The sequence below is a fragment of the Variovorax boronicumulans genome (assembly GCF_030812215.1).
Lineage (GTDB): Bacteria > Pseudomonadota > Gammaproteobacteria > Burkholderiales > Burkholderiaceae_C > Variovorax > Variovorax boronicumulans_C.
In genome coordinates, this window is sequence record NZ_JAUSSG010000002.1 from 188582 (window position 1) to 204445 (window position 15864).

The window sequence follows — 15864 nt, forward strand, 5'->3', positions numbered from 1 at the left end:
CCTTGAGGATCAGGACGAAAAAAATCCCGCCGCGGCGGGATTTTTTGTGGGCGCTCGGTGGCGCCTCTCTCCATCAGGCCGCCTTCTTCGCCGGCGGCAGGTCGGTACACGTACCGTGCGCCACTTCCGCCGCCATGCCGATGCTTTCGCCCAGCGTCGGGTGCGGATGGATGGTCTTGCCGATGTCGATCTCGTCCGCGCCCATCTCGATGGCCAGCGCGATCTCGCCGATCATGTCGCCCGCATGCGTGCCGACGATGCCGCCGCCCAGGATGCGGTGCGTCTCGGCGTCGAACAGCAGCTTGGTGAAGCCTTCGTCCCGGCCATTGGCGATGGCGCGGCCCGAAGCGGTCCACGGGAAGTGGCCTTTCTTGACCTTGATGCCTTCGGCCTTGGCCTGGTCTTCGGTAAGGCCCACCCACGCCACTTCGGGGTCGGTGTAGGCCACGCTGGGGATCACGCGGGCGTTGAAAGCGGCGCTGGAGAGCTCCTTGTCGCCCTTCTGCTCGCCGGCAATGACTTCAGCCGCCACGTGCGCCTCGTGCACCGCCTTGTGCGCCAGCATGGGCTGACCCACGATGTCGCCGATGGCGAAGATGTGGGGCACGTTGGTGCGCATCTGGATGTCGACCGGAATGAAGCCGCGGTCGCTCACCGTGACGCCGGCCTTCTCGGCACCGATCTTCTTGCCGTTGGGGCTGCGGCCCACGGCCTGCAGCACGAGGTCGTACACCTGCGGTTCCTTCGGCGCGTTCTCGCCCTCGAAGGTGACCTTGATGCCCTCCTTCGTGGCTTCGGCGCCGACCGTCTTGGTCTTCAACATGATGTTGTCGAAGCGCGGCGCGTTCATCTTCTGCCAGACCTTCACCAGGTCGCGGTCCGCGCCCTGCATCAGGCCGTCGAGCATTTCGACCACATCCAGGCGCGCGCCGAGGGTGGAATACACCGTGCCCATCTCGAGGCCGATGATGCCGCCGCCCAGGATCAGCATGCGCTTGGGATCGGTGCCCATCTCGAGTGCACCGGTGGAATCCACGATGCGCGGGTCCTTCGGCATGAACGGCAGGCTGACCGACTGCGAACCGGCCGCGATGATCGCGTTGCGGAACTTGACGGTCTGCTTCTTGCCGGTCGTGTCCCAGCTGGTACCGGATGTCTCTTCGACCTCCAGGTGATACGGGTCGATGAAGTTGCCCACGCCGCGCAGCACCGTCACCTTGCGCATCTTGGCCATCGCCGTGAGGCCGCCGGTGAGCTTGCCCACCACCTTGTTCTTGTGGCCGAGCAGCTTGGCGCGATCGACCGTGGGCGCGGCGAAGCTCACGCCCAGGTCGGCGAAGTGCTTGACCTCGTCCATGACCGAAGCCACGTGCAGCAGCGCCTTCGAGGGGATGCAACCCACGTTCAGGCACACGCCGCCGAGCGTGGCGTAACGCTCGATCAGCACGACCTTCAGGCCCAGGTCGGCCGCGCGGAAGGCGGCGGAATAGCCGCCAGGGCCGGCGCCGAGCACGATCACGTCGCACTCGACACCGACCTTGCCTCCGTAGCTGGAAGCGACGGGCGCGGCGGCAGGAGCCGGTGCCGGAGCGGCAGCCTTGGGCGCAGGAGCCGCTGCAGCGGCAGGCGCAGGCGCGGCGGCAGCCGGTGCGGGCGCCGCGGCACCGTCCACCTCGAGCGTCAGCACGACCGAGCCTTCCTTGACCTTGTCGCCCACCTTCACGGCAACGGCCTTCACCACGCCGGCCGCCGACGACGGGATCTCCATCGATGCCTTGTCCGATTCGACCGTGATCAGCGACTGCTCGGCCTTGACCGTGTCTCCGACATTGACCAGCACCTCGATCACCGCGACTTCGTCGAAGTCGCCGATATCGGGCACCTTGATTTGTTGTTCGCTCATTTGGACACTTTCAGTTTGAGTGTGAGAACGTCGACCGGTGGGGCCGAATTGCGATCGAATTCGCAGGCGGCGGCGATCCCCGCCTCCGCCACGTCGCGCGAGTTGCGCGCCTTGATGTCATAGGCCGCATGCATGGCGCCGAGCGCAAAGCTGCGTCCCGAGCCGATGGCCCAGAACTGCTTGAACTCGAACACCTCGCGGTAGCTGTAGATGCCGTAGATGCCGCTCTGGTTGGCCATCAGCATCGTGAACTGGCTCGACTCGTAGGGCTCGTGGTCGTCTTCCTTGGTCTGCATGAAGAACGAGTCCTTGAGCACCGGATGCAGCATCGTGAAGGTGCGGAAGATCTCGTGCTTGCTGCCGAACAGGAGCTTCTCGCGCTCCTGCGCGGCCAGCGCGTGCTGGAGCACCAGGAAGTGCGCCGCAGCACCGGCCATGGCGAACAGGCTGGTGCCCGCCGCGTCCTCGACGGTGAAGATCTTCTGGTTCGCTTCGGCCTTGTGCGACAGGCGCGTGTCGCCGAAAGTCACCAGAGAATCGGCTGCCATCGTGACCTGGCCGCCTTTGCGGACGGCCACTACGGTGGTCATAGCAGAATTCGACGGTAGTCCGCGAGCACCTGGCCCAGGTAGGCGTTGAAGCGCGCAGCCAGGGCACCATCGATCACGCGGTGGTCGTACGACAGCGACAGCGGCAGCGTCAGGCGCGGCACGAACTGCTTGCCGTCCCACACCGGCTTCATCTGGCCCTTGGAGAGGCCGAGGATGGCCACTTCGGGTGCGTTGATGATGGGCGTGAAGTGCGTGCCGCCGATGCCGCCGAGCGAGCTGATCGAGAAGCAGCCGCCCTGCATGTCGGCCGAGCCGAGCTTGCCGTCGCGCGCCTTCTTGGCGAGCTCGCCCATCTCGGCGCTGATCTGCAGGATGCCCTTCTTGTCGGCATCCTTCAGCACCGGCACCACGAGCCCGTTGGGCGTGTCCGCCGCGAAGCCGATGTTGAAGTACTGCTTGTAGACGAGCTGGTCGCCGTCGAGGCTGGCGTTGAAGTCGGGGAATTTCTTCAGCGCAGCCACCACCGCCTTGATCACGAAGGCCAGCATCGTGACCTTGATGCCCGACTTCTCGTTCTCCTTGTTGGTGGAGACGCGGAAGGCCTCGAGCTCGGTGATGTCGGCTTCGTCGTTGTTGGTGACGTGCGGAATCATCACCCAGTTGCGGTGCAGGTTCGCACCGCTGAGCTTCTTGATGCGCGAGAGGTCCTTGCGCTCGACCGCACCGAACTTGGTGAAGTCGACCTTCGGCCACGGAATGAGGCCGAGCGCCGCGCCGTCCGCGCTGCCGCCGCCGGCCGGTGCCTTGGCCGCCGAGGCCTTGGTGCTGGCCTGGCCGCTCATCACGGCCTTGGTGAAGCTCTGGATGTCTTCCTGCGTGATGCGGCCCTTGGGACCGGAGCCCTTGACCTCTTCGAGCGGCACGCCGAGTTCTCGGGCAAACTTGCGCACCGACGGCGAGGCGTGCGGCAGGCTGGCGCTGGGCGCCGTGGTGGGGTTGTGCGGCGCGGCAGCGGCTGCAGGGCTTGCGGCCGGGGCCGGCGAAGCCGCAGCTGGCGCGGGGGCGCTGGCGGTTGCCGCGGCCGGGGCGGCTGCAGCAGCTTGTGCCGGCGCGGGCGCCGCGGCACCTGCCGAACCTTCCAGGATCGCGATCAGGTCACCAATGTTGACCGTGTCGCCGACCTTGACCTTGAGCTCCTTCAGCACGCCGGCAGCCGACGACGGGATCTCCATCGAGGCCTTGTCCGATTCGACCGTGATCAGCGACTGGTCGGCCGCGATCGTGTCGCCGGGCTTCACCAGCAGCTCGATGACCGCGACGTCCTTGAAGTCGCCGATGTCCGGCACCTTGATCTCGACGGGACCCGATGCCGCGGGTGCGGCAGCAGGCGCAGGCGCCGCTGCGGCGGGTGCCGGCGCGGCGGTCGCAGGAGCCGGGGCCGCTGCTGGCGCAGGCGCAGGTGCTGCGGCAGCTGCACCTTCGGCCTCGAGCACGAGCACCACCGAGCCCTCCTTCACCTTGCCGCCGACCTCGACCTTGATTTCCTTGACGACACCGGCGGTCGACGACGGAATCTCCATCGACGCCTTGTCCGATTCGACCGTGATGAGCGACTGCTCGGCCTTGACCGTGTCGCCCACTTTCACCAGCACCTCGATCACCGCGACTTCATCGAAATCGCCGATGTCCGGCACCTTCACTTCCACTGCTGCCATATCGTTGTCTCCCGCCGCGAGGCGCCGTTCGTTCGTTGGTTGTTGATGTTCAAGCGTAGAGCGGGTTGACCTTGTCGACATTGATGCCGTACTTCTTGATCGCTTCCACCACCTTGGCCACTGGCACGGTGCCATCTTCGCTCAGCGCCTTGAGCGCGGCCACCACGATGTAGTGACGGTTGATTTCGAAATGCTCGCGCAGCTTGTTGCGGAAGTCGCTGCGGCCGAAGCCGTCGGTGCCCAGCACCTTGTAGGTGCGGCCCTTCGGGATGAAGGGGCGGATCTGCTCCGCATAGGCCTTCATGTAGTCGGTCGATGCCACCACCGGGCCGGTCGTGGGCGCCAGTTGCTCGGCCACGAAAGGCACGCGCGGGGTCTGGTCGGGGTGCAGCAGGTTCCAGCGGTCGGCGTCCTGGCCGTCGCGGGTGAGCTCGTTGAAGCTCGGGCAGCTCCACACGGAAGCCGACACGCCCCAGTCCTTCTCGAGCAGCTCTTGCGCCGCGAAGCTCTCGCGCAGGATGGTGCCGCTGCCCAGCAGTTGCACAGTCGGTGCTTCCTTGCCCTTGGCGGCCTTGACCACCGGGCCCTGCTTGGACAGGTACATGCCCTTGATGATCTGCTCTTCGGTGCCGGGCTGCAGGCCGGGCATCGCGTAGTTCTCGTTCAGCAGCGTCAGGTAGTAGTAGACGTTGTCCTGCTTCTCGACCATGCGCTTCAAGCCATGGTGCAGGATCACGCCCACTTCGTGCGCGAAGGTCGGGTCGTAGCTCACGCAGTTCGGGATGGTGTTGGCCAGGATGTGGCTGTGACCGTCTTCGTGCTGCAGGCCTTCGCCGTTCAGCGTGGTGCGTCCCGAGGTGCCGCCCAGCAGGAAGCCGCGGGCCTGCATGTCGCCGGCCGCCCAGGCCAGGTCGCCGATGCGCTGGAAGCCGAACATCGAGTAGTACACGTAGAACGGCACCATGATGCGGTTGTTCGTGCTGTACGAGGTGGCCGCAGCGATCCAGCTGGACATGCCACCGGCCTCGTTGATGCCTTCCTGCAGGATCTGGCCGGCCTTGTCTTCCTTGTAGTACATGACCTGATCTTTATCGACCGGGGTGTACTGCTGGCCTGCGGGGTTGTAGATGCCGATCTGGCGGAACAACCCTTCCATGCCAAAAGTGCGGGCCTCGTCCACCAGGATGGGCACCACGCGGGGGCCGAGCGCCTTGTCGCGCAGGAGCTGCGTGAGGAAACGCACGTAGGCCTGTGTCGTCGAGATTTCGCGGCCTTCGGCCGTGGGCTCCATCACCGACTTGAAGGTGTCCAGCGACGGCACCGTGAAGCTCTCGTCGGCCTTGGTGCGACGGTGCGGCAGGTAGCCGCCCAGGGCCTTGCGGCGCTCGTGCAGGTACTTCATTTCCGGGGTGTCGTCGGCCGGCTTGTAGAACGGCAGGTCGGCGATCTGGCTGTCCGGGATCGGGATGTTGAAGCGGTCGCGGAAGGCCATGATGTCCTCGTCGCTGAGCTTCTTGGTCTGGTGGACGTTGTTCTTGCCCTCGCCGATCTTGCCCATGCCGAAGCCCTTGACCGTCTTGATCAGGAGCACCGTCGGCTGGCCCTTGTGCTTGACGGCCGCATCGAAGGCCGCATAGACCTTCTGCGAATCGTGGCCGCCGCGGCGCAGTTGCCAGATGTCGTCGTCGCTCATCTTGGCGACCATCTCCAGCGTGCGCGGATCGCGGCCGAAGAAGTGCTTGCGGACGTAGGCGCCGTCGTTGGCCTTGAACGACTGGTAATCGCCGTCGTTCGTTTCCATCATGATCTTGCGCAGGGCCCCTTCCTTGTCGCGGGCGATCAGCTGGTCCCAGCCGCTGCCCCAGATCAGCTTGATGACATTCCAGCCCGAACCGCGGAATTCGCCTTCGAGCTCCTGGATGATCTTGCCGTTGCCGCGCACCGGGCCGTCCAGGCGCTGCAGGTTGCAGTTGATGACGAAGACGAGGTTGTCGAGGCCTTCACGCGCTGCGAGGCCGATGGCGCCCATCGATTCGACTTCGTCCATTTCACCGTCGCCGCAGAACACCCAGACCTTGCGGTTCTCGGTGTTGGCAATGCCGCGGGCATGCAGGTATTTGAGAAAGCGGGCCTGGTAGATGGCCATCAGCGGGCCGAGGCCCATCGACACCGTGGGGAACTGCCAGAACTCGGGCATCAGCTTCGGATGCGGGTAGCTGGAGAGGCCCTTGCCATCGACTTCCTGGCGGAAGTTGAGCAATTGCTCTTCGGTCAGGCGGCCTTCGAGGTAGGCGCGGGCATAGATGCCGGGAGAGACGTGGCCCTGGATGTAGAGGCAGTCGCCGCCGTGGTTTTCGCTCTCCGCGTGCCAGAAGTGGTTGAAACCGGCGCCGAACATGTTCGCCAGCGAGGCGAAGGAGCCGATGTGGCCGCCGAGGTCGCCGCCTTCAGGGGGATGGTGGCGGTTGGCCTTGACCACCATCGCCATCGCGTTCCAGCGCATGTAGGCACGCAGGCGCTCTTCGATCTCGAGGTTGCCGGGGCAACGCTCTTCCTGATCGGGCTCGATGGTGTTGACGTAGGCGGTGTTGGCAGAGAACGGCTTGTCGATGCTGTGCTGCCGGGCATGTTCGAGCAACTGCTCGAGAAGGAAGTGGGCCCGCTCGGGACCCTCGCTCTGGATGACGGAAGACAGTGCATCCATCCATTCACGGGTCTCCTGGGCGTCCGCATCGTTTGCGGCCGAGCCGAACAGGTTCTCGGGATTTGCCGACATGCTTGTCTCTCCTTTTAGGGCTGTGGCTGTAATTTAGTGCGCTCTGCAATAAACGCGGCGAGTTTCGCATAGAAACTTGGCAATTTCAAATGGCGCGTGATGATTTCTTAATGTGATATTTTTGTGACTTTCACCGACAGAGCCCGACCGCGACGGGATCAATGCCACTGGCGCTTTTCCGTCGTTTCTCAAGGGGCATCCCCTAAACTCGCCGGATGCCCCTCTCCTCCCCGCTGGCGGTTGCCCGCAGTGCCGTGAACGCCTCGCCGCTCTCCTGGTGGCGCCGCTGGTGGCGTCGGCAAACGCCGGTGCTGCAGGACGCCGTCGCCATGCTGGCGCCGATGGCAGCCGTGCTGCTCTTTCTTGCTGCCATCGTTTCCGCCTTCTGGTATCTGCGCACGGAGGAGGTCGAGCGCGAGCAGGAGTCGGTGCGCCGCGATGTCGAATATGCCCAGCAGCGCATGCGCCTTCGGTTGCTGGAGCGCCAGGAGCAGCTGATGCGCATCGCACGCGACGCTTCCAACCGCGAGATCGACCCCACCGAGTTCACGAGCCGTGCCGAATCGCTCGTGAGCCAGTTCCCCGAGCTGCAGACCATCACCTGGATCGACGACCGCCGCCGCTTCAAGGCCGGCTATGCGGCGCCCAGCGTGCACCCCGCGCAGCAGCACCTGATCGGCGATGTGCTGCGTCCGGGCGACATCGAAAGCAACTACGCCCTGGCGCGCGAGTTGCGGCAGCCGGTGTATTCGCAGCCGGTGGCGGGCGGCGACCCGGCGGCAATGCTGCAGTTGCACATCCCTCTTTTCGACCAGGGCCTGTTTGCAGGCGTCGTGCTCGGCGAGTTCTCGGTCGATGGCCTCTTGCGTTACGGCATGCCCTCCGAGGTGCAGGCGCGCTATGCGGTCTCGCTGCTCGACGCCAAGGGCAACGTCATCGCCGGCAACACGACCAACTTGAAGGACAGCGGCACGCGGCTGCTGCCTTGGTCGGAGCGGACCAACGAATACGAAGTGCCGGTATCGCCCGTCGGCAATGCGCTGATCCTGCGCGCGCAGGCCTACCGCACCTCGCAAGGCGTGGTGGGCAACGGCCTCTTCTGGCTGGTCTGCGCGCTCAGCGTGCTCACCAGCTGGATGCTGATCGGCACCTGGCGCCACACGCGCCGTCGCCTGCAGGCGCAGCAACGGCTGGTCGCCGAGACCAACTTCCGGCGCGCGATGGAAAACTCCATGCTGACCGGCATGCGCGTGCTCGACCTGCAGGGCCGCATCACTTATGTGAACGCCGCGTTCTGTGCGATGACGGGCTGGAGCGAAGCCGAACTCGTCGGCCAATCGCCGCCCTTCCCCTACTGGCTGGAATCCGACCGCGAAGTGATGAACGAGCGGCTCGAAGAAGAGTTGCATGGCCGCGCCCTCCCCGGCGGCTTCCAGGTGCGGGTGAAGCGCAAGAACGGCAGCGTGTTCAACGCGCGGCTCTACGTCTCTCCGCTGATCGACGCGCGCGGCCATCAGACCGGATGGATGACGTCGATGACCGACATCACCGAGCCCACGCGCATCCGCGAGCAGCTGTCGGCGTCTTACGAGCGGTTCACCACGGTGCTCGAAGCACTCGACGCGGCGGTGTCGGTCGCGCCCATCGGGAGTGAAGAGCTGCTGTTCGCGAACAAGCTTTACCGCCTGTGGTTCGGCTCCGACACCGTAGGCCACCTGGGCATGGTCGCGCAGGCCGGCGTGCCGGCGTCGAATGCGCACGACGAAGGTCTCGACGATGTGGACCCGTACGCCGGTCTTCCCATCGACACGCTCACTGCAGCGCAGGCCGCCAACAACGAAATCTTCGTGCCGCATCTCGGCAAATGGCTCGAAGTGCGCTCGCGCTATCTGACCTGGGTGGACGGCCGCCTCGCGCAGCTCGTGATCGCCACCGATATCACGCCACGCCGCGATGCCGAGGAGCAAGCCGCCGCGCAGGCCGACAAGGCCCAGGCCGCGAGCCGTCTCATCACGATGGGCGAGATGGCTTCCAGCGTGGCGCACGAACTCAATCAGCCGCTCACGGCCATCACCAACTACTGCAACGGGATGATGTCGCGCATCAAGGGGCAGACGATCGACACCGAGGCGCTGCTCGCGGCGCTGGAGAAGACCTCCAAGCAGGCGCAGCGCGCGGGCCAGATCATCCAGCGCATCCGCTCCTTCGTGAAGCGCAGCGAACCAAACCGCACGCCCGCCGACGTCGCCACCATGGTGAGCGAAGCGGTCGAGCTCGCGGGCATCGAGCTGCGCCGGCGCAACGTGCGCCTGAACCACTACGTGGCCGCGCGGCTGCCAGTGGTGCGGGTCGATCCGATCCTGATCGAGCAGGTGATGGTCAACCTGTTGAAGAACGCCGCCGAGTCCATCGACCTCGCCGACCGGCCGCTCGCGCGCCGCAGCGTCGAACTGCGCGTTCTGCCCAAGACCATCGAGGGGCAGAACGCCATCGAGTTCTCGGTGCAGGACACGGGCAAGGGCCTGTCGCCCGAGGTGATGGACCGGCTGTATGAAGCCTTCTTCTCCACCAAGCCCGAAGGCATGGGCATCGGGCTGAATTTGTGCCGCACCATCGTCGAGTCGCACCGCGGCCGGATGCAGGCGGAGAACATCTACAATGGCCCGGATGTGATCGGATGCCGTTTTTCCTTCTGGATTCCGGTGTTGGACGCTATCAGTTCCGTAGCTAGCGACGAGGCAAAGGTACCTGCATGAGTTTGATTCCGAAGAAGGGCACGGTCTATGTCGTCGACGACGACGAAGCCGTACGCGATTCGCTGCAATGGCTGCTCGAAGGCAAGGACTACAGAGTCCGCTGTTTCGATTCCGCCGAATCCTTTCTCTCCCGATACGACCCGCGCGAAGTCGCCTGTTTGATCGTCGACATCCGCATGGCCGGCATGACCGGCCTCGAATTGCAGGATCGGCTGATCGAGCGGCGCTCCCCGCTGCCGATCGTGGTCATTACCGGCCACGGCGACGTGCCCATGGCGGTCGACAGCATGAAGAAGGGCGCAATGGATTTCATCCAGAAGCCTTTCAACGACGAAGAACTCGTCACGCTGGTCGAGCGCATGCTCGAACATGCGCGCGGCGCGTTCACCCAGCACCAGCAATCGGCCAGTCGCGACGCGCTGCTGTCCAAGCTCACCGGCCGCGAGGCACAGGTGCTAGAGCGCATCGTCGCCGGCCGCCTGAACAAGCAGATCGCCGACGACCTGGGCATCAGCATCAAGACGGTGGAGGCGCACCGCGCCAACATCATGGAAAAGCTCAACGCCAACACCGTGGCCGATCTGCTGAAGATCGCGCTCGGACAGGCGGCCCCCGCGGCCAAGGCCTAGACCGCTATCCCCGCGATAGCAACGCATAGCCCTCACGCCTGCGCAAGCGGGCGTTTTTACTTGGAAAATCGAAACCGATGACCGCCCAACTGATCGACGGAAACGCCCTCGCCAAAACCATCCGCACCGAAGTCGCAGGCCGCACCGCCGCACTCAAGGCACGTGGCGTGAACCCGGCTCTTTCCATCATCCTCGTAGGCGAAGACCCGGCCAGCCAGGTCTACACGAAGCACAAGGTCAACGACAGCACGCAGACCGGCCTCGAAGCCACGCTGGAGACCTACCCCGCCGACATGACCGAGGCCGACCTGCTGGCCCGTATCCGCGCGCTCAACGACGACCCCAAGGTGCACGGCATCCTGGTCCAGCTGCCATTGCCCAAGCACATGGACAGCCAGAAGGTCATCGAGACGATCTCGCCCACCAAGGACGTGGACGGCTTCCACGTCGCCAGCGCCGGCGCGCTGATGACCGGCGCCCCCGGCTTCTGGCCCTGCACGCCGCACGGCTGCATGAAGATGCTCGAGGCCATCGGCTATGACCTGCGCGGCAAGCACGCGGTGGTCATCGGCCGCAGCAACATCGTCGGAAAGCCGATGGCCATGATGCTGCTGGCCAAGAGCGCCACCGTGACCATCTGCCACAGCGCCACGCAAGACCTGGGCGCCATCACGCGGCAGGCCGACGTGGTCGTTGCGGCGGTCGGCAAGCTGAACCTGCTGACCGCCGACATGGTGAAGCCCGGCGCGGTCGTCATCGACGTCGGCATGAACCGCAAGGCGGACGGCAAGCTCGCCGGCGACGTCGATTTCGACGGCGTGAAAGAAGTGGCCGGCTGGATCACCCCCGTGCCCGGCGGCGTCGGCCCGATGACCCGCGCCATGCTGCTCGTCAACACCCTTGAAGCGGCCGAACGCGCCGCCAAGTAACTTTCATGGCCATGACTAACAACCCCCTTCTCGACTTCACCGATCTCCCGTTGTTCGACCGCATCCGGCCCGAGCACGTGGCTCCTGCCGTGGACGTTCTGCTGGCAGAAGGCGAGGCCAATCTGGAGACCGTGGTCGCGCCGGAGTTTCCCGCCGACTGGCTCAAGATTTCGCGCGTGCTCGATGTGGGTGGAGAGCGGTTCACCCGCGCATGGAACGCGGTCGGCCACCTCAACGCCGTGGCCGACACGCCCGAACTGCGCGCTGCCTACAACGAAGCCATGCCCCGCGTCACCGCGTTCTGGACCCGCGTGGGCTCCGACGAACGGCTCTATGCGAAGTACAAGGCCATCGACGTCGCCACGCTCAACAGCGAGCAGCGCCAGGCCCACCGCAATGCCGTGCGCAATTTCGTGCTGGGCGGCGCCGAGTTGCAGGGCGACGCCAAGAAGCGCTTCGCCGACATCCAGGAACGCCAGGCCGAGCTGAGCCAGAAGTTCAGCGAGAACGCACTCGACGCCACCGACGCCTTCGCCTACTACGCCAAGCTCGGCGAACTCGAAGGCGTGCCCGAAGACGTGGTGAGCGCCGCACGCGCCGCCGCCGAAGCGGACGGCAAGGATGGCTACAAGCTCACGCTCAAGATGCCGTGCTACCTGCCGGTGATGCAGTTCGCCAAGAGCAGCGCGCTGCGCGAAACGCTCTATCGCGCGTACGTCACCCGCGCCAGCGAATTTGGCGATCCAGCTTTCGACAACACGGCGCTGATCACCGAGATCCTCGCGCTGCGCGAAGAAGAGGCAAAGCTCCTGGGCTACAAGAATTTCGGCGAGCTCTCGGTCGTGCCGAAGATGGCCGAATCGCCCGAGCAGGTCGTCAAATTCCTGCGCGATCTGGCCACCAAGGCCAGGCCGTACGGCGAACGCGACCTCGCCGACCTGCGCGCCTTTGCCTCCGAGCAACTGGGCATCACCGACCCGCAACCCTGGGACTGGAGCTACATCGGCGAGAAGCTGAAGGAAGCGCGCTATGCCTTCAGCGAGCAGGAGGTGAAGCAGTATTTCCCGGCACCGAAGGTGATGGCCGGGCTGTTCAAGATCGTGGAGACGCTGTTCGAGGTGTCGATCCGCCGCGACAGCGCGCCGACGTGGCATCCGAGCGTCGAGTTCTACCGCATCGAACGTGCCGGCCAGAAGGTCGGCCAGTTCTACCTCGACCCCTCCGCCCGCGCCGCCAAGCGCGGCGGCGCCTGGATGGACGACGTGCGCGCCCGCTGGCTGCGCCCCGACAACGGCGTGCTGCAGACGCCGGTCGCACAGCTGGTCTGCAACTTCGCGAGCGGCGTCGACGGCAAGCCGCCGCTGCTCACGCACGACGACGTGACCACGCTCTTCCATGAATTCGGCCACGGCCTGCACCACATGCTCACGCAGGTGAATGAGCGCGATGTCTCGGGGATCAGCGGCGTGGAGTGGGACGCGGTCGAGCTGCCCAGCCAGTTCATGGAGAACTTCTGCTGGGAGTGGGACGTGCTCAGCCACATGACGGCCCACGTGGACACCGGCGAGCCGTTGCCGCGCGCCCTCTTCGACAAGATGACCGCCGCCAAGAACTTCCAGAGCGGGCTGCAGACGCTGCGCCAGATCGAGTTCTCGCTGTTCGACATGCTGCTGCATACCGAATACCACGCCGCCGCCGCCAAGCCAGGTGATGTGATGGCGCTGCTCGGCAAGGTGCGCAGCGAAGTGGCGGTGATGCCTTCGCCGCCATTCAGCCGCACACCGAATACTTTCAGCCACATCTTCTCGGGCGGCTATGCAGCCGGCTACTACAGCTACAAGTGGGCCGAGGTGCTCAGCGCCGACGCCTATGCGGCCTTCGAGGAAACCGTGGGCGCCGATGGCGAGCCGAACATCGAGACCGGCCGCAAGTACCGCCAGGCGATCCTGGAGGCCGGTGGCAGCCGCAGCGCCATGGATTCGTTCAAGGCTTTCCGCGGCCGCGAGCCCCAGCTTGATGCATTGCTGCGACATCAGGGCATGGCCGAGGCCCAGCCTGCTTGATGCGGCGCTGAAGCTTGCGATACTCGGGACATGTATCTGACCTCTTACAAATTCCCGTCGCATCGCCTGACCGGCCTCGCCCTGCTGCTCGTCGCCGCAGGCGCGATGGCCCAGCCGATCTATCGCAACGTCGACAAGAACGGCAAGGTCACTTTCTCGGATCGTGCGCCCGCCGCCAGCACCGAGCCTGCCGCGGGTCCGCAAGGCGCCGCCACCCCGGCCAACACCGCAGGGCTTCCGTACGAGTTGCGACAGGTGGCCCAGCGCTATCCCGTCACGCTGTACACCAGCGAAGACTGCGCGCCCTGCAGCCAGGCCCGCACGCTGCTCACCACGCGCGGCATTCCGTTCGAGGAACGCACGGTCAAGAGCAATGAAGAAATCGAGGCGCTGCAGCGGCTGAGCAGCCAGAGTTCGCTGCCGCTGCTCACCATTGGCTCTCAGCAGCTCAAGGGCTACGGTGATGCCGAATGGTCGCAGTACCTCGATGCGGCGGGCTACCCCAAGAGCAACAGCCTGCCGGCGGGCTATCGCAATGCGCCGGCCCGCCCCTTGATCGCCGCGCAGCAGGCGGCGCCAGCGTCCCGCGCCGCAACAGCGCCCGCCGCGCAGCCAGCGCCACCGCCCGCTGCACCGAGCGATCCGGGTGCAGGCAACCCGGCCGGCATCAAATTCTGATGCGGGGCAGTTCGCCTCCTCAGGCGAACTGCATCGTCTTCACGCCTGTCGCGGTGCCCAGCAGGCACACATCGGCCTTCTGGTGAGCGAAGACGCCGACCGTCACCACGCCGGGCCACTGGCTCACCTCGGACTCGAAGGCCAGCGGATCGGCAATCTGCAGGCCCGTCACGTCGACGATGTGCTGACCGTTGTCGGTGACCAGCGGCAGGCCGTCCTTCTCGCGCACCTGGGCGATGCCACCCATGGCCGCGAACTGGCGCATGACGCGGCGCACCGCCATCGGGATCACTTCCACTGGCAGCGGAAAGGCGCCCAGCGTCTCGACCAGCTTGGAAGCGTCGGCGATGCAGATGAAGCGCTTGGACTGCGCCGCGACGATCTTCTCGCGCGTGAGCGCCGCGCCGCCGCCCTTCACCATGAATCCCCGGTGATCGATTTCGTCGGCACCGTCGATGTAGACGGCCAGCTCTTCCACCTCGTTGCTGTCGAACACCGGGATGCCCAGCGCGCGCAGGCGGTCGGTCGAGGCCACCGAGCTGGAGACGGCACCCTTGATCTCGTCCTTGATCGTTGCCAGTGCGTCGATGAACTTGTTGACCGTGGAGCCGGTGCCCACGCCGACGATCTCGCCCTTGACCACATAGGCCAGCGCGGCAAGGCCGACCTGGGTCTTGAGTTCGTCCTGGGACAGGACAGGGGTCACGGGGGATGGGGAGGCAGGTGCGGTCATCGCGGAGAATCCTTGGCTCATTGAAGTCGAGACGAGAATTATCCGATGCCCCTGCTGATGCCCTCTTCGCTCTATGGCCTGGCCCGCCCTTTCCTGTTCGGTTTCGATCCCGAGCACGCCCATGAAATCACCCTCGACGGCCTGGCCCGCACGCAGAACACGCCACTGGCCTGCGCGTACTCCGCCCCGCGCGTGGACGATCCTGTCACGCTGGCCGGGCTGACCTTTCCGAACCGCGTGGGCCTGGCCGCAGGGCTCGACAAGAATGCCCGCTGCATCGACGCCTTTGCAGCGATGGGTTTCGGCTTCGTCGAGGTTGGCACCGTGACGCCGAAAGCGCAGCCGGGCAACCCCAAGCCCCGCATGTTCCGCCTGCCGCAGCGCGACGCGCTGATCAACCGCCTCGGCTTCAACAACGAAGGACTCGACGCTTTCCTCGCCAACGTGCAGAAGGCGCGCTTTCGCAAGAGCGCTGGCAGCAAGACGCCGATGCTGCTCGGGCTGAACATCGGGAAGAACGCCGCCACACCGATCGAGCGCGCGGTGGACGATTACCTCACCTGCCTGGATGGCGTGTACCCGCATGCCGACTACGTGACGATCAACATCTCCAGCCCGAATACCGCCAACCTGCGAACGCTGCAGAGCGACGAGGCGCTCGATGCACTGCTCGGCGCGGTGGCCGAGCGGCGCGAGGCGCTGGCCACGCGCCATGGCAAGCGGTCGCCGCTGTTCGTGAAGATCGCACCCGATCTTGATGAAGCACAGGTTGCTGTCATTGCCGCGACGCTGCAGCGCCACCGCATGGACGGCGTGATCGCCACCAACACCACGCTGGCGCGTGATGCAGTAGCTGGTCTTCCACATGCGGAAGAGGCCGGAGGACTGTCAGGCGCGCCCGTGCGCGAGGCGAGCAACCGAGTGATTGCCCAACTGCGCGCGGCGCTGGGGAAGGACTTCCCGATCATCGGCGTGGGCGGCATCCTGAGTGCGGCCGATGCCAAGACCAAGATCGCCGCGGGTGCAGACGTGGTGCAGATCTACACCGGCCTTATCTACCGCGGCCCGGCGCTGGTTCGCGAGACGGCCCAGGCGCTGCTGCGCGATCGCAGCAAGGCCTGAGCCTTTTTC

11 protein-coding genes are annotated in these 15864 nt (G+C 65.4%); 6 read left to right on the forward strand and 5 right to left on the reverse strand.

Annotated features, from left to right (window positions below):
- Nucleotides 1–73: 73 nt before the first annotated feature.
- From lpdA to aceE, 4 genes are read right to left on the reverse strand one after another with little or no spacing between them, the layout of a single operon-like run.
- The gene (gene lpdA, locus J2W23_RS07075; protein WP_307648192.1) at nt 74–1903 is read right to left on the reverse strand and encodes a dihydrolipoyl dehydrogenase; all 1830 of its coding nucleotides are present in this window, start codon (nt 1901–1903) and stop codon (nt 74–76) included.
- Nucleotides 1900–2493: an MFS transporter gene (locus J2W23_RS07080; protein ID WP_307648193.1), complete on the reverse strand. Its 594-nt coding sequence runs from the start codon at nt 2491–2493 to the stop codon at nt 1900–1902. Before J2W23_RS07080 ends, lpdA begins: the two co-directional genes overlap by 4 nt.
- Nucleotides 2490–4169 (reverse strand): dihydrolipoyllysine-residue acetyltransferase, encoded by a 1680-nt coding sequence (gene aceF / locus J2W23_RS07085; RefSeq protein ID WP_307648194.1) that lies wholly within the window; start codon nt 4167–4169, stop codon nt 2490–2492. The genes J2W23_RS07080 and aceF overlap by 4 nt, the downstream gene beginning before the upstream one ends.
- Before the next feature lie 49 nt (nt 4170–4218).
- Nucleotides 4219–6945: a pyruvate dehydrogenase (acetyl-transferring), homodimeric type gene (gene aceE / locus J2W23_RS07090; protein WP_307648195.1), complete on the reverse strand. Its 2727-nt coding sequence runs from the start codon at nt 6943–6945 to the stop codon at nt 4219–4221.
- Between the two features lie 215 nt (nt 6946–7160).
- On the opposite strand from aceE, the gene J2W23_RS07095 reads away from it, so the two are divergent.
- The 5 genes from J2W23_RS07095 to J2W23_RS07115 all read left to right on the forward strand — a co-directional run bounded on the left by J2W23_RS07095 (nt 7161) and on the right by J2W23_RS07115 (nt 14000).
- A complete protein-coding gene (locus J2W23_RS07095; protein WP_013542141.1) occupies nt 7161–9701 on the forward strand; it encodes a PAS domain-containing sensor histidine kinase in 2541 nt (846 codons plus the stop codon).
- A complete protein-coding gene (locus J2W23_RS07100; protein ID WP_012747279.1) occupies nt 9698–10330 on the forward strand; it encodes a response regulator transcription factor in 633 nt (210 codons plus the stop codon). Before J2W23_RS07095 ends, J2W23_RS07100 begins: the two co-directional genes overlap by 4 nt.
- A gap of 77 nt (nt 10331–10407) precedes the next feature.
- Nucleotides 10408–11259, forward strand: coding sequence for a bifunctional methylenetetrahydrofolate dehydrogenase/methenyltetrahydrofolate cyclohydrolase FolD (gene folD / locus J2W23_RS07105; protein WP_307648196.1), 852 nt, complete (start codon nt 10408–10410; stop codon nt 11257–11259).
- 5 nt (nt 11260–11264) lie between these two features.
- Entirely contained in the window at nt 11265–13322 is a 2058-nt protein-coding gene (locus J2W23_RS07110; RefSeq protein WP_307648197.1) for a M3 family metallopeptidase, read from the forward strand.
- 30 nt (nt 13323–13352) lie between these two features.
- A complete protein-coding gene (locus J2W23_RS07115; protein WP_307648198.1) occupies nt 13353–14000 on the forward strand; it encodes a glutaredoxin family protein in 648 nt (215 codons plus the stop codon).
- Nucleotides 14001–14019: 19 nt separating this feature from the next.
- On the opposite strand, the gene rpiA is transcribed toward J2W23_RS07115, so the two are convergent.
- Nucleotides 14020–14733, reverse strand: coding sequence for a ribose-5-phosphate isomerase RpiA (gene rpiA, locus J2W23_RS07120; RefSeq protein ID WP_307648199.1), 714 nt, complete (start codon nt 14731–14733; stop codon nt 14020–14022).
- 45 nt (nt 14734–14778) lie between these two features.
- On the opposite strand from rpiA, the gene J2W23_RS07125 reads away from it, so the two are divergent.
- Nucleotides 14779–15855 (forward strand): quinone-dependent dihydroorotate dehydrogenase, encoded by a 1077-nt coding sequence (locus J2W23_RS07125; protein WP_307648200.1) that lies wholly within the window; start codon nt 14779–14781, stop codon nt 15853–15855.
- The last annotated feature ends 9 nt before the right edge of the window (nt 15856–15864 follow it).